This is a genomic window from Pseudorhodoferax sp., assembly GCF_047601025.1.
Lineage (GTDB): Bacteria > Pseudomonadota > Gammaproteobacteria > Burkholderiales > Burkholderiaceae_C > Pseudorhodoferax.
This window is the reverse complement of record NZ_JASGJZ010000001.1, coordinates 1,080,491-1,102,248: the sequence shown is the minus strand read 5'-3', so window position 1 is coordinate 1,102,248 and position 21,758 is coordinate 1,080,491. Positions and strand designations below refer to the sequence as shown.

Sequence of the window (21,758 nt, the reverse complement as noted above, 5' to 3'; positions counted from 1 at the left end):
CTGCTGCGGCGGAAAACGAAAACGCCCCGCGGGGGGCGGGGCGTTCCGTGGGGCGTGGCGGCTCAGGCGGCCAGTGCCAGCGGCGTCTGCCGCAGCGGCAGCCTGGCGTGCATCCAGGCGCGGCGCAGCACGGCCGGCGACCAGCTTTCCTCGGGGATCAGCAGCCAGCGCTGGCGGCGCATGGCGGCGCCCAGGTCGCTGCGGCTGGTCAGCACGCTGACGGGGATGGCCAGCAGCAGCGGCAGGCCCACCGGCAGCAGCCACACCAGCGCGCTCGGGTCGATCAGCGCGATGCCGGCGGCCAGCAGCGCGATCACGCCGCTCATCGGTGCCAGGCTGCGCGCGGCATCGCGCCAGCGCAGGGCCGCGGCTTCCCGCGGGGGCGACTTCCACTCCAGCTTCAGGCCGGTCAGCGCGACCAGCACGAACAACGAGTGGGCCAGCATGCGCACCGGCGACTGCAGCATGGCCATGAAGGCTTCCAGCGCGGCGCTCTTGACCAGGCCGAAGGTGCCGCCGTAGCGGCGCTGCTCGCCCTGGATCAGCACGGCGGCGATGCCCAGCACGCGCGGCAGGAACAGCACGGCCAGCGTCCAGACCCACAGGCCGACCAGCTCGCCCGGCACGGCCGACAGGGCCTGGCCCACGCCGGCCAGGCCGGTGGCCTGGGCATGGCCGTTCAGCCACAGCGCGGTGCCCAGCGTCATGAAGGCCAGCCACAGCGGGGCCGACAGGTAGGACATGGCGCCGGTCGCGAACATCGCGCGGTGCACGCCGGCGATGCCGGGCTCGGCCATCAGGCGCGCGTTCTGCAGGTTGCCCTGGCACCAGCGGCGGTCGCGCTGCAGCTCGGACAGCAGGTCCGGCGGCTGTTGCTCGTAGCTGCCGACCAGGTCGGACACCAGCCACACGTGGAAGCCGGCGCGGCGCATCAGCGCGGCCTCGACGAAGTCGTGCGACAGGATGCCGCCGGACAGGCCGCCCGTGCCCTTGATCGGGGCCAGCGCGCAGTGCTCCATGAAGGGCTGGACGCGGATGATGGCGTTGTGGCCCCAGTAGTGGGACTCGCCCAGCTGCCAGTACTGCATGCCCAGCGTGAACAGGCGGCCGGTCATGCGCGAGGCGAACTGCTGCGCGCGGGCGTGCAGCGTCTGGTGGCCGATCGACTGCGTGGCGGTCTGGATGATGCCGGCGCGCGGATGGGCTTGCATCAGCTTGACCATGGAGGTCAGGCAGTCGCCGCTCATGACGCTGTCGGCGTCCAGCACGACCATGTACTTGTAGTCCTTGCCCCAGCGGCGGCAGAAGTCGGCCACGTTGCCGGCCTTGCGGTGCGTGCGCCGCGTGCGCAGGCGGTAGTAGACCTCGATGCCCGGGGCGCCCTGGCCCTCGGCGGCCAGCACGGCGCGCAGGTCTTCCCAGGCGGCGCGCTCGGCGCGCTGCTTCTCCGGGTCGTTGCTGTCGGACAGCACGAACACGTCGAAGGCGCGGCCGTGGCCGGTGGCCAGCACCGACTCGCAGGTGGCGCGCAGGCCGGCGAACACGGTGGCGACGTCCTCGTTGCAGATCGGCATGATGATGGCCGTGCGCGCATCGGCGCCGGTCGGCATCGCGTGGTCGCGCACCTGCCGGGCCGACAGCGCATGCCGGTCGCCGCGCAGCACGACGAAGAAGCCCATCAGCGCGGTGCCGAAGCCCGACACGATCCAGGCCGACAGCAGCGCGAACAGCGACAACTGGCCGATCTCCAGGAACAGGTTGTCGTAGTCCGGCTGCATGCCGGCGAACAGCGTGGTGGCCAGCGCGGTGGTGGCCAGCACGATCAGCAGCAGCGCCAGGCGGCGGCGGCTGGCGGCCCGTTGCCAGGGCTCCTGCGGCGCCTGGGCGACGCGGGCGGCGGCCGGCCGCACGCCGGGCAGCGACATCAGCAGGGCCGTGCCCACGCTGTTCCAGAAGCCGCGCCACGGGCGCGGCGTCATCGAGCCGCGGTTCACCGGCGGCGCGGTGACCGAGTTCGGGTGGCGCTCCGCACGCAGCGCGCTGCGCTGCTGGTCCCAGGCGCGACCGACGATCTGCCGGCCGACGCGGGCGAAGTGTTGTGGGTCCATGGTGCTCTCGGGTTGCGTGGAGGGGTGGGAGACGATGCTCATGCCCTTCTAGTGCAAACCCCATGCCAGCCGAAAAATCCATGCTGAATCAAAGACTTGCATGGATTTTTCGAGGATCCTGCCGGCCGGTCCCGGAAAACGGCCCCGGAACCCCCTGGTTTTGTCGCCAAACGGCGACAAGTCAACCGGTGTTTGCTGGATTCTTCTGGAGCGACAAGGACTTAGCCTTGTCGTGGTTCGGCGACGCCATCGCCAGGAGCCGCCGATTCCCCCTTGAACAGGCCCGGCGTCAGCTCGTGCTTCTGCATCAGCCGGTAGAACTCCGTGCGGTTGCGGTCGGCCAGGCGGGCGGCGTCGGCGGCGTTGCCGTCGGTCAGCTTCAGCAGGTTGATCAGGTACTCGCGCTCGAACTTGCGCTTGGCCTCGGCGTAGGGCAGCACCTCGATCGCCGGCTGGCGCAGCGCGCGCTGCACCAGCGCCAGCGGCACCAGCGGCGTGGTGGACAGCGCGCATACCTGCTCGACCACGTTGTGCAGCTGGCGCACGTTGCCGGGCCAGGCGGCGGCGGTCAGCGCCTTCAGCGCCTCGGGCGCGAAGCCGGACAGGCGCTTGTGGTACTTGCTCGCCAGCCGCTGCAGGAAATGCTGGGCCAGCAGCGGGATGTCCTCGCGCCGCTCGGCCAGCGGCGGCAGCGTCAGCGTGACGACGTTCAGGCGGTAGTACAGGTCCTCGCGGAACTGGCCGGCCGCCATCGCGCTCTCCAGGTCGCGGTGCGTGGCCGACAGGATGCGCACGTCCACCGGGATCGACTGGCTGGAGCCGAGCGGGCGCACCGCGCGCTCCTGCAGCACGCGCAGCAGCTTGACCTGCAGCGCCAGCGGCATGTCGCCGATTTCGTCGAGCAGCAGCGTGCCGCCGTCGGCGGTCTGGAACAGGCCCTTGTGGTTGGTCACGGCGTCGGTGAAGGCGCCGCGCACGTGGCCGAACAGCTCCGATTCGAGCAGCGCCTCGGGGATGGCGCCGCAGTTCACCGCGACGAAGGGCTTCTTCGCGCGCGCGCTGGCGTTGTGGATCGCGCGCGCCAGCAGTTCCTTGCCGGTGCCGCTGTCGCCCAGCATCAGCACGCTGGCGTCGGACTGAGCGACCATCTTGGCCTCGGCCAGCACCTCGGCCATGCGGCCCGAGCGGCTGACGATCTCGTCGCGCCAGCGCTCGTCGCCGCCGGCCTGCGGCACCGGCGCGGCCGGCGCCGACAGCGACAGCGCCTGCGCGATCTTGTCCAGCAGGGCCTTGCCGTCGAAGGGCTTGGTCAGGTAGGTGAACACGCCGCGCGCCGTGGCTTCCACCGCGTCGGGGATGGTGCCGTGCGCCGTCAGCAGGATCACCGGCAGCGCCGGGTGCCGGGCGCGCACCAGGTCGAACAGCGCCAGCCCGTCGCGGCCGGGCAGCTGCACGTCGGACAGCACCAGCTGCGGCGGCTCGATGTCGAGCTGGTTCAGCGCCGCCTCGGCCGAGCCGACGGCCGTCACGCGGTAGCCGGCGGCCGTCAGCCGCATGGACAGCAGGCGCAGCATGTCCGCGTCGTCGTCGACGACCAGCAGGTGCGCGCGGGGGGCGGTGGCGGCCATGTCAGGGCTGCTGGGGGAGGCGGTGCTGCGCACCGTTGTTGGCCGGCGCCGGGCGCGAGGTCAGGCTGCGCTCGAGCGCGCGCATCGCCTCCAGCCGCTCGTTCAGCTGGTCGATGCGGCGCTGCTGGTCGCGCAGCTGCTGGGCCTGGCGGTCCAGCGCGTCCTCCACCCGGCGCTGCTCGGCGTAGCGCGCGGCCAGCATGCCGGCCAGCGGGTACAGGCCGCGGGCCTCCTCGCGCGGATTGCCCAGCACGCGCTGGGTCAGGCCCAGCGCGCGCGCCAGGTCGGCCGGCACGCGCGTCTGCGCCAGCGCGATCGCCAGCTGCAGTTCCTGGCCGGGCTGGCGTTGCGGCTCCGGCGTTTCCGACAGCCGCGTCAGCTCCTGCGCCAGCTCGGACGGCGCCATGCGGCGCACGCGGTCGGCGTAGACGAGCAGGGCGTGCGAGGTGGTGCTGCCTTCCGTGCGCACGCCGCCGGGCAGGCCGCCTTGCACCGGCAGGGCCACCACCGGCCCGGCCGGCGGCGGCGCGACCACGGCCGGCGGCGGGGGCGCGGCCGGGACGGCGGGCGGCGGCAGCGGTGCCGGCGGCGGCACGGCGCAGCCGGCCAGCACGGCGGCGGCCAGCGCAGACCAAAGGGGAGGGAACGCGCGGGCCGCGCGTGGTTCAGGACACATGGGGCAGTTCGATGCGGAAGTGGGCGCCGGGCGTGCCGGCCAGCAGCGTCATCTTGCCACCATGCGCTGCGATGTATTCGTGAACGATCGAAAGACCGATGCCAGTACCTTTCACGACGCCCTCGGGCTGGCGCTGGCCACGGTAGAAGGGTTCGAAGATGCGCTCGCGGTCGGCCGCGGCCACGCCGGGGCCCTGGTCGATCACGTCGATCTGCACGCGCTGGTCGAGCTGCTGCAACTGCAGCTCGATGCGCCCGCCCGGCGGCGAGAAGCGGATCGCGTTGGACAGCAGGTTGGCCAGCACCGTGCCGATCTTGGCCGCGTCCACCTGCGCCGTCACGCTCGGCCCCTCGACCTGCACCGTGAGCTGGTTGGCGCGCCATTGCAGGCGCTGGGCGTCGACCTGGGCCTCGATCAGCGCCAGCAGGTCCACCCGCTCGCGCCGGAGCTGGCGCGCCTCGAAGGCCGCCGCGTTGAAGCGCAGCAGCGCCTCGATCTGCTCCTGCAGCTGCATGGTGTTCTGGCGCAGGATGCCCGCGACCTCGCGCTGGTTGTCGTTCAGCTCGCCGGCCACGCCCTCTTCCAGCAGCGAGACGCCCTCGCGCAGCGCGGCCAGCGGCGTCTTCAGCTCGTGCGAGATGTGGCGCAGGAAGCGGGCCTTGTCGGCGTCCAGCTCCGACAGGCGCAGCCGCAGCCAGTCCAGCTGCTGGCCGATGCGGTGCACGTCGGAGGGGCCCTGGATCTCGATCGGCTGGTCCAGCCGGTTCTCGCCCAGGCCGACGATGGCACGCTCCACCCGCTTCAGCGGCCGCGCCAGCCACAGGCCGAGCGCGATGGCCAGCAGCAGCGCCAGCACCAGCATCGCGATCACCTGCTGCATGGTCTGCGCGCGGCGCGCGTCGATCTCGGCGTTCAGCGCCTGGCGGCGCTGCTCGATCGTGGCCTGCATCTGCTGCGCGATCGCCACGTTCAGCGCGTCCAGCTCGCGGAACTCGGCGGCGATGGCGCGCTCGCGGTCCAGCGCGGTGTCCTGCGGGCCGTCCATCAGCTGGTCGATGCGGCCCATCTGCCCGCGCCAGCGCTCGGCCAGCTCCTGCGGCAGGTCGGCCGGCTGCAGGCCGTCGACGGTCGCACGCGCCTCGCGCGCGGCTTCGGCGAAGCGCCGGCGCAGCGGCAGGTCGTTCAGGATCAGCGACTGGCGTGCGGCCCGCTCGGCCGTGGCGCTGCGCTCGCTGAGAAACTGCGCCGCACCGCCCAGCTGCAGCGTGCGCGCCGAGAAGCCCAGGCTGCGCTGGATCAGCAGGTCGAAGGTGAACACCGCGCGCAGCGCCACGCCGCCCAGCAGCATCGCGATCAGCAGGAAAGCCGCCAGCAGCAGCTGGCGGAACGACGGGCGCGGGCGCGGGCGCGTCAAGCGGTCAGCGCGGGTTCACGCGTGCAGACCTCGCCGCGCAGCGAGTACGACATGGCCTCGGTCACGCGCACCTGCACCATCTGGCCGATCAGCCGCGCCGGGCCGGGGAAGTTGACCACGCGGTTGCACTCGGTGCGGCCCATCAGCTCGGGCTGGCCCTCGCGCAGGCGGCTGGACGGTCCTTCGACCAGGATGGTCTGCACCGTGCCCACGCGGCGCGCGGCGATCGCGCGCACGTTGGCGTCGATCACGCCCTGCAGGTGCTGCAGACGGCGCAGCTTGACCGCGTGCGGCGTGTCGTCCGGCAGGTTGGCCGCCGGCGTGCCCGGCCGCGGGCTGAAGATGAACGAGAAGCTGTTGTCGAAGCCGATGTCGTCGATCAGCTTCATCATCTTGCCGAAGTCTTCCTCGGTCTCGCCCGGGAAGCCGACGATGAAGTCGCTGCTCATCGCCATGTCGGGCCGGATCGCGCGCAGCCTGCGCACGGTGGACTTGTATTCCATGGCCGTGTAGCCGCGCTTCATCGCCATCAGGATGCGGTCCGAGCCGTGCTGCACCGGCAGGTGCAGGTGGCTCACCAGCTTGGGCACGCGCGCGTAGGCCTCGATCAGCCGCGGCGTGAACTCGTTCGGGTGGCTGGTGGTGTAGCGGATGCGCGCGATGCCCGGGATCTCCGCCACGGTCTCGATCAGCGTCGCGAAGTCGGCGATCTCGTCGCCGCCCTTGCGCGGGTCGCCCATGCGGCCGCGGTAGGCGTTGACGTTCTGGCCCAGCAGCGTGACCTCCTTGACGCCCTGGTCGGCCAGGCCGGCGATCTCCACCAGCACGTCCTCGAACGGGCGCGACACCTCCTCGCCGCGCGTGTACGGCACCACGCAGTAGCTGCAGTACTTGGAGCAGCCCTCCATGATCGAGACGAAGGCCGTGGCGCCTTCCACGCGCGCCGGCGGCAGGTGGTCGAACTTCTCGATCTCGGGGAAGCTGATGTCCACCTGCGGGCGGTCCTGCTGGCGCCGCGCGGCCAGCATCTCGGGCAGGCGGTGCAGGGTCTGCGGGCCGAACACCACGTCGACGAAGGGGGCGCGCGCGATGATGGCCTCGCCCTCCTGGCTGGCCACGCAGCCGCCGACGCCGATCTGCACGCCCTTTTTCTTCAGGTGCCGGACGCGGCCGAGGTCGGAGAACACCTTCTCCTGCGCCTTCTCGCGCACCGAGCAGGTGTTGAACAGGATCAGGTCGGCTTCCTCCACGTCCTGCGTGGGCTCGTAGCCCTCGGCGGCGTGCAGCACGTCGGCCATCTTGTCCGAGTCGTACTCGTTCATCTGGCAGCCGAAGGTTTTGATGAAGACTTTCTTGGGCATGGGGCTTCTCACTGGCCGTACTTGGGCAGCAGGTGGAACGGCGTCTTGCCGTCGTCGCGCGGGCGGTCGTTCTGCTCGGAGGCGAACACGAAGTTGCGCGCGCGCCTGGCACCCGGGCGCTTCAGCGCGGCTTCCTGTTCGTTCAGCAGCCAGACCTCGTGGACCAGGCCCTGCGTCTCGCGCACGTAGTTCACCACCAGGCGCTGCCCGACGAGGCTGGCGGACATGACCAGTTCGTTGCGCGGCCCGCGGATGCGGGCGCCGGGCGACAGCCGGTCGGTCCGGCCGTCCAGCAGGATCTCGGGCGGCCGGGTGACTTCGAGCACGCCGCGCAGCGCCTCGTCCGGGAAGGCGCGCACCGGCTGCTGGGCCGGGGCGGCGGCGGCGAGCGTCAGCGAGCAGGCGAGGAGCGCGGATGCGCGAAGGCAGCGGTTCATGGTGTTCATCCAGAGGCTGGGCCGGGGATTTTAGGGCGCCGGCCCGTTCTAAGATCGCCGCCCACGACGAACGGAGAACGCCCGGTGACCCTTGCCGACCGCCTGCGCCGCTGGGCGCTGCAACTGCCGGCCTACCTGCTCAACGGCATCGGCGTCGCGCTGGGCGTGCTGCTGGTGCAGATGCTGGCGGGCGCGGCCGGCGGGGCGCAGGCGGCGCTGCTGGCCACCAGCGGCGCGATCTACGCCAGCCTGGCCGACACGCCCAATCCGCCGCGCCGCACCTGGCACCGCACGGTGCTGGCCGCGGCGGTCGGCCTGGTTTCCGGCCTGCTGGTCACGGCGCTGCGCGGCCACGTGGCCGTGCTCGGCGTGCTGGTCGGCGTGCTGGCCTTCGGCGGCAGCATGCTGCTGGCCTGGGGCGTGCGCGCGGGGCCGATCTCCTTCGTGCCGGTGCTGGCCGTCGTGTTCTCCATGGCCGGCCCGGCGCCGGGTGGCTGGCAGGTGCAGCTGCTGCATGCGGGCTGGATGGCGGCTGGCGCCGCGCTCTACATCGGCTGGGCCGTCGCCACGTCGCGCTGGCTGCAGCCGCGCTACCGCGCGCTGGCGCTGGCCGGCGTGCTGTCGGCCACGGCGGCGCTGTTCCGCTCGCGGGCGCGCATGCTGGCGGCCGGCCCGCGCGAGGCCGCCGGCGCGCTGCCGCTGCAGGACTGGATGCAGCGGCAGGCGGGGCTGGACGAGCGCCTGCAGCCGGCGCGCGACCTGCTGTTCAGCGCCGCCGGCGCGCCCGATGCGCCCCGCGGCATCGCCGTGCTGCTGCATGCGATCGGCCTGCGCGACACGCTGCTGGGCAGCGAGCTGGACCTCAACCTGCTGGGCACCGACGCCGCGGCCGAGCGGCTGCGGCTGGCGCTGTCGGCCCGGATCGACGCCGCCGCCGCCGCGCTGGAGCTGCTGGCGCTGGCCGTGCAGACGGGCCGGCCCTTCACGCTGCCGCCGGCCGACGCGGACGCCCTCGGCGCGGCGCTGACCGCGTTCGCCGGCGACCCGCGGCGCGCCGCGCTGTCCGCCGCGCTGCGCGAGCGGGCGCGGCACGTCGACGAGGACCTCGTGCGCATGGAGCTGGCCTGGCGCGGCGAGGCCGCCGCCGTGCCGCTCGACGTGGCCGAGCTGCAGTTCTTCGTCTCCCCCGAGGGCTGGCCGCTGGCGGCGCTGGCGCCGCACCGCCGGCTGGACTCGCCGATCCTGCGGCATGCGATCCGCAGCGGCTGCGCGCTGGCCGCGGCCTACTTCCTGGCGCTGGCGCTGCCCTGGACCTCGCATCCGCACTGGCTGGTGCTGAGCGTGGCCGTGGTGCTGCGCGGCAACCTGGACCAGACGCTGGCGCGCCGCGACGCGCGCGTGGCCGGCACTGTGCTCGGCTGCCTGCTGGTGCTGCTGTTCGCCTGGCTCGGACAACCCTGGCTGTCCGGCGCGGCGTTCCTGCTGGCCGTCGGCACGGCCCACGCGTTCGCCAACGTGCGCTACCTCGTCACGTCCACGGCCGCCACCATCATGGCGCTGCTGCAGGCCCACATGGCGCAGCCGATGGGCGGCTACGCCGTCGGCGAACGCCTGGCCGACACGCTGCTCGGCGCGCTGCTGGCCTGGGCCTTCTGCTACGTGCTGCCGGCCTGGGAGCGGCGCGGGCTGGAGCGGCTGCTGGCGCGCGTGCTGGCCGCCGCCCGCACGCTGGCCGCCGAGGCGCTGCGCCAGCCCGAGGCCGGGCGGTCCGACGTGGCGCTGCGGCTGGCGCGGCGCGAGTTCTACGAGGCCATCGGCTCCATCGCCGCCAGCGCGCAGCGCAGCCGCGCCGAGCCCGCGCGCGTGCAGGTGCCGCTGGCGGCGATGGCCACGCTGCTGACGCGCTGCCACCTGCTGCTGGCGCAGCTGTCGGCCGCGCGCACGCTGGTCGAGCGCCGTGGCGACCAGCTCGACGCCGCGGCGGCCCGCCAGGCGCTGGCGGCCGCGGCCGCCGAGGTCGATGCGCGGCTGGCGGGCGCGCCACGCGTTGCCGATCCGGCACTGCCGGACGTGCCGCCGGATGCCCTGCGCGCGCCGGCGCCCGGTGCGCCGATGCTGCCGTGGCTGGAGCGCCGGCTGCGGCTGGTCGTGTGCGGCGCCGAGGGCGTGGCCGAGGCGGCGGCGGCCGTGCGTGCGCACGCACCCCCGGGTCTCTGACATCCGCGCGGAACGGCGGGTTGTTCCCGCTGCCGGTGGGCAAGGCTGTGGACAAGCGCGTGGGCATCTCGCGCGAGCGAGGCCCCATGCGGCCTGCGGCGCGGTGCCCGCCAAACGGGCAGGCCGCCGCGCCGGTGCTGTTGCGTCACCGGAAACGGTCCATTGCCGCGCGGACCGTTTTTCTTTCGAGGGGCGGCGCCCACAATTCATTCCATCGATGAGACGCGCATAGCAAGGCAAGACGCCTCGTCGAGGACGACGACGGACATGGGGTCCGCCCTCGCCGCGATGCCGAGTTGCATCCGCCATTCGAGAAGGAATCCATCATGAATACCAAGCTGTTCGCCTCCGCCCTGATCGCTGCTGCCGGCTTTGCCGCCGCTCCCAGCTTCGCGGCCGACAACATCGCTGCCTTCGGCGGCGAGGTCGGCGTCCCGGTGGAGGTTTCCCCCAACGTCAGCGGCCTGAGCCGCGAGGCCGTGCGCAACGACTACCTGCAGGCCCGGCGCGACGGCACGCTGCCGCAGACCGCCGAAGGCGCCGAGGTCGACGCCCTGGCCAGCGCCAAGAGCACGCTGAGCCGCGACGCGGTGCGCGCCGAGGCCGTCTACGCGGTCCACAACGGCCTGATCGTCCGCGGCGAAGTCTGATCGCCAGTCGCTGCGTCAAGCAAGAAGGCCGCCCATCGGGCGGCCTTCTTCGTGGGGTGCGCCGGTACGGGCGCACCAAGAAAAAGGGGCTACGTGTTCACGTAGCCCCTTGATGTATCTGGTGGCGCTTCACGGACTCGAACCGCGGACCTGTGGATTATGATTCCATCGCTCTAACCGACTGAGCTAAAGCGCCGAGCCGCGCATTATAGCGCGGGAATTTCGCCGCACGCGCTACTGGTTCTTGAACGCGGCCTTGCGCTTGTGCACGAAGGCGTCCATGCCTTCCTTCTGGTCGGCCGTGGCGAACAGGGCGTGGAACAGGCGGCGTTCGAACATCACGCCGTCCGACAGGCCGCTCTCGAAGGCCCGGTTCACCGATTCCTTGGCCGCCATCACGGCGATCTGCGAGAACTCGCAGATCGACAGGGCCGCGGCCAGGGCTTCGTCCATCAGCTTGTCGGCGGGCACGACGCGGCTGACCAGGCCGGCGCGTTCGGCTTCGGCCGCGTCCATCATGCGGCCGGTCAGCGCCATGTCCATGGCCTTGGCCTTGCCGACCGCGCGCGGCAGGCGCTGCGTGCCGCCGGCGCCGGGGATCACGCCGAGCTTGATCTCCGGCTGGCCGAAGCGGGCGTTGTCGGCCGCGATGATGAAGTCGCACATCATCGCCAGCTCGCAGCCGCCGCCCAGCGCGAAGCCGCTGACGGCCGCGATCACCGGCTTGCGGATCGCGCGCACCTGCTCCCAGTTGCGCGTGACGTAGTCGCCCTTGTAGACGTCGGCGAAGCTGTAGGCCGCCATGGCGCCGATGTCGGCGCCGGCCGCGAAGGCCTTCTCGCTGCCGGTCAGCACGATGCAGCCGATGTGCTCGTCCTGGTCCAGCTTCCTGAGCGCGTCGCCCAGCTCGTTCATGAGCGCGTCGTTCAGCGCGTTCAGCTGCTTGGGGCGGTTCAGCGTGATGACGCCGACCTTGCCGGCCTCCACGCGCAGGATGATGTTCTCGTACTCCATGGTGATCTCCGTTGCTGTCGGACGCCGGCGACTATAGCGGCGGGGGGCGCACAGGCCGTGCCGGGCCGCGCCGCGTCGTCCCGGCGGCGCCGCCGGGCGAGAATGCGGCGCCCTGGGACGACCGCCGTGCTCGCGCGCCTGCAACGACTTCTCTGCCTGCTCCTGGCCCTGCCGTCGCTGGCCTGGGCCGTCGGCGTGTGGCCGCGCTCGCCGCTGCTGGCGCTGGCGGGCCTGGCGCTGCCGGTGCTGGGCTACGGCGCGCTGCTGGCCGCCGAATTCGCGCTGCTGGTCCGGCACGGCGACGATCCGGTGCCGCGGCCGGGCGCGGCGGCGCTGCTGCGCGCCTGGGCGCGCGAACTGGGGTGCGGCCTGCAGGTGTTCTTCTGGCGCCAGCCGTTCCGTGCCGCGGCCGAGCCCGACCACCTGCCGGCCGTGCGCCGGCGCGGCGTGGTGTTCGTGCACGGGCTGGTCTGCAACCGCGGCTTCTGGGCGCCCTGGCTGCGCCGGGCCCGCGCCCAGGGGCTGCCGTGCGTGGCCGTGAGCCTGGAGCCGGTGTTCGGCTCGATCGACGACTACGCGCCCATCGTCGAGGCGGCCGTGGCCCGGCTGGAAGCCGCCACCGGCCTGCCGCCGGTGCTGGTGTGCCACAGCATGGGCGGGCTGGCCGCCCGCGCCTGGCTGCGCCGGCCCGGCGCGGCGGCCCGGGTGGCCCGCGTGGTGACGATCGCGGCCCCCCATGCCGGCACCTGGATGGCCCGGCTGGGCCACGGCCGCAATGCGCGCCAGATGCGCCCGGGCAGCCGCTGGCTCGCGGAGCTGGCGCGCGACGAGGCGGGCGCGCCCCGGCCGCCGTTCACCTGCTGGTACACCGACTGCGACAACGTCGTGTTCCCGGTGTCCACCGCCACGCGCGCAGGCGCCGACAACCGCCTGCTGCGCGGCCAGGCGCACGTGGCGCTGGCGTTCCACGAAGAGGTGATGCGCGAGACGCTGGCCTGGGCCGGCGCCGCCGGCGATGCCGGGCGATGAAGAGGCGCCGACCGGGCGGGGTGCGGAGGCGTCCGCTTCAGTGGTCGCTGCGCGCCTGCTGGGCGTCGCGCACCAGCCCGCGGGCGGGGCCGGCGGCCTGCTGCAGGATCTCCAGGCAGTCGCGGGCGTGCTGCTCGCGGTCCAGCAGGCCGGCGAACATGAAGCTGACTTCGCTCAGGCGCTGGCGCGCGAGCAATAGGCCCTGGACGTCGGCCAGGGCCTGCATCCAGTCCTGGCGCAGCGCCCACAGGTCCTCGGCGTGGCGGGCCGACTGGATCCGCCCGGCCAGCGGCGCGTGCTGCGCGGCATCGGGCACGGCGTCCAGCTGCGCCAGCATGCGGCGGCGGATGTCGTCCAGCCGCCCTTCGCGCCGCGACCACAGCTGGCGCCACCAGCCCCGCGGGGCGGAACCGGCGTCCAGCGGGCTGTCGGTGAACATGCCGAAAGAACTTTGAGACAAGGGTTTCCTCCTGATCCTGGGCAAGGGGGCGCGGCGATGCGGTCGGAGTATGGGCAGGGCACGTTACAGGCGGGTTGCAGGTGCTCCGGCGTTTGTTTCGTTTGTTGCGCCGCCGCAAATTCCCTGCAGTTCGTCCAAGAAACGTCGACTTTTCTCAGCGCGCCGGACATGCCGGGCGTATATTGTTGCAATGCAGCATTTTAGCTCCTCCCCGATCCCGGCCGCGGCCGCCGGCAGCATGCAGGCCCGCATGCACCCCGGGGCAGACGTGCGCCGCGCGACCCCGGTCATCGTGCCGATCCGTTCGCTGGGCCCCGAACACCGCGAGCGCATCAAGCGCCACCTGCTGGCGCTGTCGCCGCACGACCGCTACCTGCGCTTCGGCTACGCCGCGGCCGACGAGCACGTGCGCCGCTACGCCGACGGCCTGGACTTCGGGCGCGACGAGATCTTCGGCATCTACAACCGCCGGCTCGACCTGATCGCGATGGCGCACCTGGCGTTCTCGGTCGATCCGTCGCTGGCCTCCTGCGCGGAGTTCGGCGTGTCCGTGTCCGAGCACGCGCGGGGGCGCGGCTACGGCGGCCGGCTGTTCGAGCGCGCTGCGATGCATGCCCGCAACGAAGGCGTGCAGATGCTGTTCATCCACGCGCTCAGCGAGAACACCGCGATGCTGAAGATCGCCCGCAACGCCGGCGCCACGGTCGAGCGCGACGGCTCCGAGTCCGAGGCCTACCTGCGCCTGCCGGCGGCCACGCTGGACTCGCGCGTCAGCGAGCTCCTGCAGCAGCAGGTGGCGCTGACGGACTACCACTGGAAGGCCCAGGCCAAGCAATTCCGCGGCTTCCTCGCGGGGCTGCAGGAAGTGCGCGCCGGCGTGCGCGAGGCGCGCGCCAAGTCCGGCCGCTGAGCCCGCGCCCGGCCGGCGCGCGCTGGGCCGCGCGGGGGCGATCCGCTATCCTTGCGGCTCCCCCACCACAGCACGCCGTGCCAGCCCTTAGTGTCAGACTCCCATCCCGGGCGCGCCGCGCCCGGTAGCCCCGAGCGCGAAGACAAGCGCAGTTTCCTGCAGCGCCTGGCGGAATTCATCCACCCGGGCCCCGACTCGCGGGCCGAGCTGATCGAGACGCTGAACGACGCCGAGGAAAACGACGTCATCGGCCCGGAGTCGCGCGTCATGCTCGAAGGCGTGATCCGCATGGCCGACCAGACGGCCGGCGACGTGATGGTGGCGGCCACGCGCATGGACTGCCTGGACATCGACGCGCCCTACGACGCCATCCTGCACCAGGTCATCGCCACGGCCCACTCGCGCTTTCCGGTCTACGAGGGCGAGCGCGAGAACATCATCGGCATCCTGCTGGCCAAGGACCTGCTCAAGCTGCAGCGCGCTCCCGAGCTGAACCTGCGCGCGCTGCTGCGCCCGGCGGTGTTCGTGCCCGAGAACAAGGGGCTGAACGACCTGCTGCGCGAGTTCCGCGGCAACCGCAACCATCTGGCCGTGGTCATCGACGAATTCGGCCGCGTGGCCGGGCTGATCACCATCGAGGACGTGCTGGAGCAGATCGTCGGCGAGATCGAGGACGAGTTCGACATCGCCGAGGACCATGGCGACATCTTCGGCCTGGCCGACCGCACCTACCGCGTCAGCGGCGACACGCCGGTCGAGCGCGTGGAGGAGGCCTTCGGCGTGCGGCTGCAGGACGGCGCCGGCGACGATCGCTTCGACACCATCGGCGGCCTGATCGCGCACGACGCCGGCCACGGCCTGCGCCGCGGCGAGCGCCACGACCTGGCCGGCCTGCGCTTCCTGGTGCTGCACACCAAGGGCGGCGCCGTGCGCTGGTTCAAGGTGGCGCCCGTCGACGGGACCGGCGACGGCGCCGGATGACCCGGCGCTTCCCGGCCGGCGCCTGGCTGGCGGCGGCGGTCGCGCCTGCGGCCGGCCTGGCCCATGCGCTGTCGATCGCCGCTCCCTGGAACGGCCAGCCCCAGTGGTGGCTGCAGCTGGCCGCGCTGGCGGTGCTGGTGCGCCTGGTCGACGGCGCGCCCGGCGTAAGGGCCGCCGCGCTGCGCGGCTTCCTGTTCGCCTGCGCCTGGCTGGCCGGCGTCGTCTGGTGGCTGTTCATCTCCATGCACGTCTACGGCGGCCTGCCGGCGGCGCTGGCGCTGCTGGCCGTGGCGGTGCTGGCGGCGCTGCTGGCGCTGTACTACGCCGCCGCGGCGGCGGTGGTGCGGGCCTGCGACCCGCGGCACACGCTCGGCCGCGCGCTGCTGTGGGCCGCCGCCTGGACGCTGGCCGAGCTCGGCCGCGGCCTGTGGTTCACCGGCTTTCCGTGGGGCGCGGCGGGCTATGCGCACGTGGACGGGCCGCTGGCCGCGTTCGCGCCCTGGGTCGGCGTGTACGGCATCGGCGCGCTGGCGGCGTTCGCCGCGGCACTGGCCGCGTCGTGCACGGCCGCGGTGCCGGCGCGCGGCGGCGCCCGGGCCGCCGGCGCGCTGCTGGCCGTGGCCGCGCTGTCGGCGCTGTTGCACTGGCGCGCGCCGGCGCGCGACGCCATCGCCGAGCCGCTGCGCGTGAGCCTGCTGCAGGGGAACATCCCGCAGGACGTGAAGTTCGAGCCCGGCGAAGGCATCGAGCTGTCGCTGCGCTGGTACGGCCAGCAGCTGCAGCAGGCCGCCACGCCGCTGGTCGTCGCGCCCGAGACGGCGCTGCCGCTGCTACCCGAGCAGCTGCCGATCGGCTACTGGCAGGCGCTGCAGGCGCGCTTCGCCGCCGGCGGCCAGGCCGCGCTGGTCGGCATGCCGCTGGGCGACATGACGCACGGCTACATCAATGCCGCGGTCGGCCTGGTGCCCGGGCGCGTCGCGTACTACGAATACGCCAAGCACCACCTGGTGCCGTTCGGCGAGTTCGTCCCGCCGCTGTTCCGCTGGTTCACCGAGATGATGGACATCCCGCTCGGGGACTTCCGCCGCGGCGGCGTCGGCCAGGCCTCGCTGGCGCTGGGCGCGCAGCGGCTGGCGCCGAACATCTGCTATGAGGACTTGTTCGGCGAGGAACTGGCGGCGCGCTTCGTGGACCCGGCGCGCGCGCCCACGGTCTTCGTGAACATGAGCAACATCGCCTGGTTCGGCGACAGCATCGCGATCGACCAGCACCTGGCGATCTCGCGCATGCGCGCGCTGGAGTTCCGCCGCCCGATGCTGCGCGCCACCAACACCGGCGCCACCGCCATCATCGATGCCCAGGGCCGGGTCACCCACGCGCTGCCGCGCCTGACGCGCGGCGTGCTGACCGGCGAGGTGCAGGGCCACACCGGCATCACGCCCTACGCCTGGTGGGCCGGCCGCCTGGGCCTGGCGCCGCTGTGGGGGCCGGCGCTGGCCGTGGTGGCGCTGGCCTGGCGGCGCCGGCGGCGACCGTAGAATCCACGGTTTGCGCGCGCCCCGCGCGCAGCGTTGAATCCCACCGCCGGCCCGCGCGGCCCGGCCCCGCATCGATGCTGTCATTCCAACAAATCATCCTCAAGCTGCAGGCGTACTGGGCCGGGCAGGGCTGCGCGCTGCTGCAGCCCTACGACATGGAGGTCGGCGCCGGCACCTCGCACACCGCCACCTTCCTGCGCGCGCTGGGCCCCGAGCCCTGGAAGGCCGCCTACGTGCAGCCCAGCCGCCGCCCCAAGGACGGCCGCTACGGCGACAACCCCAACCGCCTGCAGCACTACTACCAGTACCAGGTGGTGCTCAAGCCCGCGCCGGTCGACATCCTGGACCTGTACCTGGGCTCGCTCGAAGCCCTGGGCTTCGACCTGAAGAAGAACGACATCCGCTTCGTCGAGGACGACTGGGAGAACCCCACGCTGGGCGCCTGGGGCCTGGGCTGGGAGGTCTGGCTGAACGGCATGGAAGTCACGCAGTTCACCTACTTCCAGCAGGTCGGCGGCATCGACTGCCGGCCCATCACCGGCGAGATCACCTACGGCCTGGAGCGCCTGGCCATGTACCTGCAGGGCGTGGACAACGTCTACAACCTGCAGTGGACCGAGGGCCTCAGCTACGGCGACGTCTACAAGCAGAACGAGGTCGAGCAGTCGGCCTACAACTTCGAGCATTCCGACGCCGGCTTCCTGTTCACCGCCTTCGCCGCGCACGAGAAGCAGGCCCGCCACCTGATGGAGCAGCAGCTCGCGCTGCCGGCCTACGAGCAGGTGCTCAAGGCCGCCCACAGCTTCAACCTGCTGGACGCGCGCGGCGCCATCAGCGTGACCGAGCGCGCCGCCTACATCGGCCGCATCCGCAACCTGGCGCGCGCCGTGGCGCAGAGCTACGTGGACAGCCGCGAGCGCCTGGGCTTCCCGATGGCGCCGCGCGAATGGGTCGCGCAGATCCCGAAGAAAGACAAGGTGGCCGCCTGACCATGCCCGCACAAAACCTGCTCGTCGAACTGTTCGTCGAAGAACTGCCGCCCAAGGCGCTGCGCAAGCTCGGCGATGCCTTCGGCACGCAGCTGCTGGAGCAGCTGCGCGCCCAGGGCCTGGCCGGCGCCGATGCGGTGCTGACGCCGTTCGCCTCGCCGCGCCGGCTGGCCGCGCACGTCACCAGCGTGCTGCCGCAGGCGGCCGACCGGCCGCAGTCCACCAAGCTGATGCCGGTCTCGGTCGGCCTGGACGCCGACGAGCAGCCCACGCCGGCGCTGCTGAAGCGGCTGGCCGCGCTCGGCGCCGATGCCAGCGCCGTGCCGGGGCTCGTGCGCCGCGTCGACGGCAAGGCCGAGGCGCTGTTCCTCCACAGCGTGCTGCCCGGCGTGACGCTGGCCGAGGGCCTGCAGAAGGCGCTGCTCGAAGCCATCGCCAGGCTGCCGATCCCCAAGCTGATGAGCTACCAGCTCGAATCGGGCTGCGAGCTGCCGGGCTGGACCAGCGTGAGCTTCGTGCGCCCGGCGCACGGCCTCGTCGCGCTGCACGGCGCGGCGGTCGTGCCGGTGCAGGCGCTCGGCCTGCAGGCCGGCAACAGCACGCACGGCCACCGCTTCGAGGCGGCCCGCTCGCCGGTCGTCATCGCCCATGCCGACGCCTACGCCGAGACGCTGGCGCGCGACGGCGCCGTGATCGCCGGCTTCGACGCGCGCCGCGCCGAGATCGAGCGCCAGCTCGCCGCCGCGGCCGCGCAGGTCGGCGGCGGCGTGCGCCCGATCGAGGACGAGGCGCTGCTGGACGAGGTCACGGCCCTGGTCGAGCGGCCCAACGTGCTGGTCTGCGCCTTCGAGGAGCAGTTCCTGGACGTGCCGCAGGAGTGCCTGATCCTGACCATGAAGGCCAACCAGAAGTACTTCCCGCTGCTCGACGCCGAGGGCCGGCTGACCAACCGCTTCCTGGTCGTCAGCAACATCCGGCCCGAGGACCCGGGCGCGGTCGTCGGCGGCAACGAGCGCGTGGTGCGCCCGCGCCTGGCCGATGCCAAGTTCTTCTACGACCAGGACCGCAAGCGCACGCTGGCCGCGCGCGTGGACGGCCTGGCCAAGGTCGTCTACCACAACAAGCTCGGCACGCAGGGCCAGCGCGTGGAGCGCGTGCGCGCGATCGCGCGCGACATCGCGCGCCGCCTGGGCGACGAAGCCCTGGTGCACGATGCCGACGTGGCCGCCACGCTGGCCAAGGCCGACCTGCTGACCGACATGGTCGGCGAGTTCCCCGAGCTGCAGGGCATCATGGGCCGCTACTACGCGCGCCACGATGGCCTGCCCGAGGCCGTGGCCGACGCCATCGAGGACCACTACCGCCCGCGCTTCGCCGGCGACGCGCTGCCGCGCGGCCAGGCCGGCGTCGTGGTCGCGCTGGCCGACAAGCTGGAGACGCTGGTCGGCATGTTCGGCATCGGCAACCTGCCGACCGGCGACAAGGACCCGTTCGCGCTGCGCCGCCACGCGCTGGGCGTGCTGCGCATGCTGGTCGAGCGCGCGCTGCCGCTGGACCTGCCGGCGATCGTGGCCGCCGCCGGCGAGGTCTTCGGCGACCTGCTGCCCGACCCGGCCGCCAGCAACGCGCAGCTGCTGCAGTTCGTCTACGAGCGGCTGGCCGGCTACCTGCGCGAGGGCGGCTACAGCGCCCAGGAGGTCGACGCCGTGATCGCCGTGCGGCCGGCCTGGGGCGAGTTCCCGCGCCGGCTGGAGGCGGCCCGCGCGTTCGCCGCGCTGGCCGAGGCGCCGGCCATCGCCGCCGCCAACAAGCGCATCGCCAACATCCTGAAGAAGGCGCCCGAGGCCGACGCCCACGTCAGCGCGGTGCTGCTGGCCGAGCCGGCCGAGCGCGCGCTGCACGCCGCGATGGCGCAGGTGGTGCCGCAGTCCGACGCGCTGTTCGAGGCCGGCGACTACACCGGCGCGCTGCGTGCGCTGGCCGTGCTGCGCGAGCCGGTCGACGCCTTCTTCGACGGCGTGATGGTCAACGCCGAGCAGGCCGACGTGCGGCTGAACCGGCTGGGCCTGCTGAAGTCGCTGCACGGCGCGATGAACCGCGTGGCCGACCTGGCGCGTCTGGCGGCGTGATGGGCGGCAAGCCGGCCATGAAGCTGGTGATCATGGACCGCGACGGCACCATCAATGCCGACAGCGAGGAGTTCGTCAAGTCGCCCGAGGAATGGGTGCCGCTGCCGGGCGCGCTGGAGGCGATCGCCAAGCTGAACCACAACGGCTGGCACGTGGTCATCGCCACCAACCAGTCGGGCCTGGGGCGCGGGCTGTTCGACGTGGTCTCGCTGAACGCCATCCACGCCAAGATGCACAAGGCGCTGGCGGCCCTGGGCGGGCGGCTGGACGCGGTGTTCTACTGCCCGCACACGCCCGACGACGGCTGTGCCTGCCGCAAGCCCCGGTCCGGCCTGTTCGAGCAGATCGGCGAGCGCCTGGGCGTGGACCTGCGCGGCGTGCCCACCGTGGGCGACAGCGCGCGCGACCTGCAGGCCGGCGCCGCCGCCGGCTGCGAGCCGCACCTGGTGCTGACCGGCAAGGCCGGCGCCTGGCGCGAGGAGGGCACGCCACCCGGCTGCCCGCCCGACACCGTGGTCCACCTGGACCTGATGGCCTTCGCCGAATTCCTGATCGCGCGCGAGATGCTGGCGCGCCAGACGATCGCGCCATGAGGTCCGGCCTGTCCGCCGGCGCCTGGCTGCTGGCCTTCGTGCGCTCGGTGCTGCACCTGCTGTGGATGGTGGTGACCATCGTGCCCTGGGCCACGTTCGCGATCCTCGCCTCGCTGTTCGTCAGCCGCACGCGCATGTACTGGATCTGCGCCACCTGGCTCAAGGTGGCCGTGGCCGGGGGGCGCTTCATCCTGGGCATCCGCAACCGCGTGACCGGCATGGAGAACCTGCCCCGGGGCGTCACCGACCCGGCCGTGCTGCTGGTCAAGCACCAGTCCACCTGGGAGACGCTGGTGATGCCGGCCATCATGCCGCACCCGCTGGCCTACGTGTTCAAGCGCGAGCTGCTCTACATCCCGTTCTTCGGCTGGTCCATGGCGCGCATGGACATGATCCACATCGACCGCTCGCGCGGCGCGCGCGCCTTCGCCAAGGTCGTGCAGCAGGGCCGCCGGCTGCTGCAGCAGGGCAACTGGGTCATCATGTTCCCCGAGGGCACGCGCATTCCGCGCGGCGGCGTGGGGCAGTACAAGTCCGGCGGCACGCGGCTGGCCATCGCCTGCGGCGCGCCGGTGGTGCCGATCGCCGTGACCTCGGCCAAGTGCTGGCCGCGCAAGGCCTTCGTCAAGCGGCCCGGCGTCGTCGACATCTCGATCGGCCGGCCGATCCCGACCGCCGGCCGGCAGGCCGACGAGCTGATGCGCGAGGTGCAGGCCTGGATCGAGGCCGAGATGCGCCGGCTCGACCCCGAGGCCTACCCGGGGGCGCGGTGAGGCCGCTGGTCCAGCTGGCCCTCGACTTCCTCGGGCCGCCGGCGACCTCGGCGCCGGACGCGGCGCCGGCCGCCGGGACGCTGGCGCCGGTGCGCTTCGCGCATCCGCGCGCGAACCGGCAGGCGCGGCTGGACGGCGCCGTGGTCGCCTACGCGTTCAAGCGCGCGCCGCGCCGCACCATCGGCTTCGTCGTCGGCCCCGAGGGCCTGGTCGTCAGCGCGCCGCGCTGGGTCGCGCTGGCCGACGTGGACGCCGCCGTGCGCGAGAAGGGCGGCTGGATCCTGAAGAAGCTCGCCCAGGCGCAGGAGCGCCAGCAGCGCCAGGCGGCCGCGCGCATCGATTGGCGGGACGGCGCCGAACTGCCGTTCCTGGGCCGGCCGGTCCGGCTCGAACTGGAGCCGCGCCACGGCGTCGGTCCCGGCGGCGCCGCGCTGGACGAGGGGCGCGGCGTGCTGCGCCTGGCGCTGCCGCGCGGCGCCGCGCCCGAGCAGATCCGCGACGCGGTGCAGGCCTGGCTGATGCGCCAGGCCAAGCGCCTCTTCGCCGAGCGCCTGGCGCACTACGCGCCGCAGCTGGGGGTGCAGTGGACGCGGCTGTCCCTGTCCAGCGCCGGCACGCGCTGGGGCAGCGCCAGCGCCAGCGGCGCGATCCGGCTGAACTGGCGGCTGATCCACCTGCGCCTGCCCATCATCGACTACGTGGTCGTGCACGAGCTGAGCCACCTGCGCGTGATGGACCACAGCCCGCGCTTCTGGGACACGGTGGGCGCCATCGTGCCCGACTACGCCGCGCTGCGCGGCCAGCTCAAGGAGGAGACGATTCCGCCATGGTCCTGATGTCACCGAGGAGTG

At 72.9% G+C, this 21,758-nt stretch carries 19 protein-coding genes and 1 tRNA gene; 11 read left to right on the top strand and 9 right to left on the bottom strand.

Going from position 1 to position 21,758, the window contains the following annotated elements; genetic code table 11:
- Positions 1–62 precede the first annotated feature (62 nt).
- The 6 genes from mdoH to QM782_RS05215 form a co-directional block, all read right to left on the bottom strand.
- On the bottom strand, positions 63–2,108 hold the full coding sequence (gene mdoH, locus QM782_RS05240) for a glucans biosynthesis glucosyltransferase MdoH (RefSeq protein ID WP_415201865.1): 2,046 nt from the start codon (positions 2,106–2,108) through the stop codon (positions 63–65).
- 221 nt (positions 2,109–2,329) lie between these two features.
- The gene (locus QM782_RS05235) at positions 2,330–3,736 is read right to left on the bottom strand and encodes a sigma 54-interacting transcriptional regulator (RefSeq protein WP_415201864.1); all 1,407 of its coding nucleotides are present in this window, start codon (positions 3,734–3,736) and stop codon (positions 2,330–2,332) included.
- 1 nt (position 3,737) lies between these two features.
- Positions 3,738–4,412, bottom strand: a complete 675-nt coding sequence (locus tag QM782_RS05230) for a hypothetical protein (protein ID WP_415201863.1) — start codon at positions 4,410–4,412, stop codon at positions 3,738–3,740.
- Positions 4,402–5,760, bottom strand: a complete 1,359-nt coding sequence (locus QM782_RS05225) for a sensor histidine kinase (protein ID WP_415205592.1) — start codon at positions 5,758–5,760, stop codon at positions 4,402–4,404. The genes QM782_RS05230 and QM782_RS05225 overlap by 11 nt, the downstream gene beginning before the upstream one ends.
- Positions 5,761–5,822: 62 nt before the next feature.
- A complete protein-coding gene (miaB, locus tag QM782_RS05220; protein ID WP_415201862.1) occupies positions 5,823–7,187 on the bottom strand; it encodes a tRNA (N6-isopentenyl adenosine(37)-C2)-methylthiotransferase MiaB in 1,365 nt (454 codons plus the stop codon).
- An 8-nt stretch (positions 7,188–7,195) separates the two neighbouring features.
- Complete coding sequence (locus tag QM782_RS05215; protein ID WP_415201861.1) at positions 7,196–7,624, bottom strand: hypothetical protein; 429 nt, start codon at positions 7,622–7,624, stop codon at positions 7,196–7,198.
- A gap of 84 nt (positions 7,625–7,708) precedes the next feature.
- Between QM782_RS05215 and QM782_RS05210 the strand changes: the two genes are divergently transcribed.
- Positions 7,709–9,841 carry an FUSC family protein gene (locus tag QM782_RS05210; RefSeq protein ID WP_415201860.1) on the top strand — a complete coding sequence of 711 codons (2,133 nt, stop codon included), beginning with the start codon at positions 7,709–7,711 and terminating at the stop codon, positions 9,839–9,841.
- 326 nt (positions 9,842–10,167) lie between these two features.
- Entirely contained in the window at positions 10,168–10,491 is a 324-nt protein-coding gene (locus tag QM782_RS05205; RefSeq protein ID WP_415201859.1) for a DUF4148 domain-containing protein, read from the top strand.
- A gap of 119 nt (positions 10,492–10,610) precedes the next feature.
- On the opposite strand, the gene QM782_RS05200 is transcribed toward QM782_RS05205, so the two are convergent.
- Positions 10,611–10,687: transfer RNA gene (locus tag QM782_RS05200), tRNA-Met, on the bottom strand.
- A 38-nt stretch (positions 10,688–10,725) separates the two neighbouring features.
- Positions 10,726–11,505 carry an enoyl-CoA hydratase gene (locus QM782_RS05195; RefSeq protein WP_415201858.1) on the bottom strand — a complete coding sequence of 260 codons (780 nt, stop codon included), beginning with the start codon at positions 11,503–11,505 and terminating at the stop codon, positions 10,726–10,728.
- Between the two features lie 126 nt (positions 11,506–11,631).
- On the opposite strand from QM782_RS05195, the gene QM782_RS05190 reads away from it, so the two are divergent.
- Entirely contained in the window at positions 11,632–12,534 is a 903-nt protein-coding gene (locus tag QM782_RS05190) for an esterase/lipase family protein (RefSeq protein WP_415201857.1), read from the top strand.
- 37 nt (positions 12,535–12,571) lie between these two features.
- On the opposite strand, the gene QM782_RS05185 is transcribed toward QM782_RS05190, so the two are convergent.
- Positions 12,572–12,994: a hypothetical protein gene (locus QM782_RS05185; RefSeq protein WP_415201856.1), complete on the bottom strand. Its 423-nt coding sequence runs from the start codon at positions 12,992–12,994 to the stop codon at positions 12,572–12,574.
- A 250-nt stretch (positions 12,995–13,244) separates the two neighbouring features.
- Here QM782_RS05185 and QM782_RS05180 point away from each other — a divergent pair, with 250 nt between their 5' ends.
- The 8 genes from QM782_RS05180 (at position 13,245) to QM782_RS05145 (ending at position 21,743) form a co-directional block, all read left to right on the top strand.
- Complete coding sequence (locus QM782_RS05180) at positions 13,245–13,904, top strand: GNAT family N-acetyltransferase (protein WP_415201855.1); 660 nt, start codon at positions 13,245–13,247, stop codon at positions 13,902–13,904.
- Between the two features lie 90 nt (positions 13,905–13,994).
- Positions 13,995–14,885, top strand: a complete 891-nt coding sequence (locus QM782_RS05175) for an HlyC/CorC family transporter (protein WP_415201854.1) — start codon at positions 13,995–13,997, stop codon at positions 14,883–14,885.
- A complete protein-coding gene (gene lnt, locus QM782_RS05170; protein ID WP_415201853.1) occupies positions 14,882–16,423 on the top strand; it encodes an apolipoprotein N-acyltransferase in 1,542 nt (513 codons plus the stop codon). Before QM782_RS05175 ends, lnt begins: the two co-directional genes overlap by 4 nt.
- Positions 16,424–16,497: 74 nt before the next feature.
- Entirely contained in the window at positions 16,498–17,412 is a 915-nt protein-coding gene (gene glyQ / locus QM782_RS05165) for a glycine--tRNA ligase subunit alpha (RefSeq protein WP_415201852.1), read from the top strand.
- A 2-nt stretch (positions 17,413–17,414) separates the two neighbouring features.
- Positions 17,415–19,541, top strand: a complete 2,127-nt coding sequence (glyS, locus tag QM782_RS05160) for a glycine--tRNA ligase subunit beta (RefSeq protein ID WP_415201851.1) — start codon at positions 17,415–17,417, stop codon at positions 19,539–19,541.
- Between the two features lie 17 nt (positions 19,542–19,558).
- Positions 19,559–20,134 carry a D-glycero-beta-D-manno-heptose 1,7-bisphosphate 7-phosphatase gene (gmhB, locus tag QM782_RS05155; RefSeq protein ID WP_415201850.1) on the top strand — a complete coding sequence of 192 codons (576 nt, stop codon included), beginning with the start codon at positions 19,559–19,561 and terminating at the stop codon, positions 20,132–20,134.
- Positions 20,131–20,907, top strand: coding sequence for a lysophospholipid acyltransferase family protein (locus QM782_RS05150; RefSeq protein ID WP_415201849.1), 777 nt, complete (start codon positions 20,131–20,133; stop codon positions 20,905–20,907). The genes gmhB and QM782_RS05150 overlap by 4 nt, the downstream gene beginning before the upstream one ends.
- Entirely contained in the window at positions 20,904–21,743 is an 840-nt protein-coding gene (locus QM782_RS05145; RefSeq protein WP_415201848.1) for a M48 family metallopeptidase, read from the top strand. Before QM782_RS05150 ends, QM782_RS05145 begins: the two co-directional genes overlap by 4 nt.
- Positions 21,744–21,758: the final 15 nt, after the last annotated feature.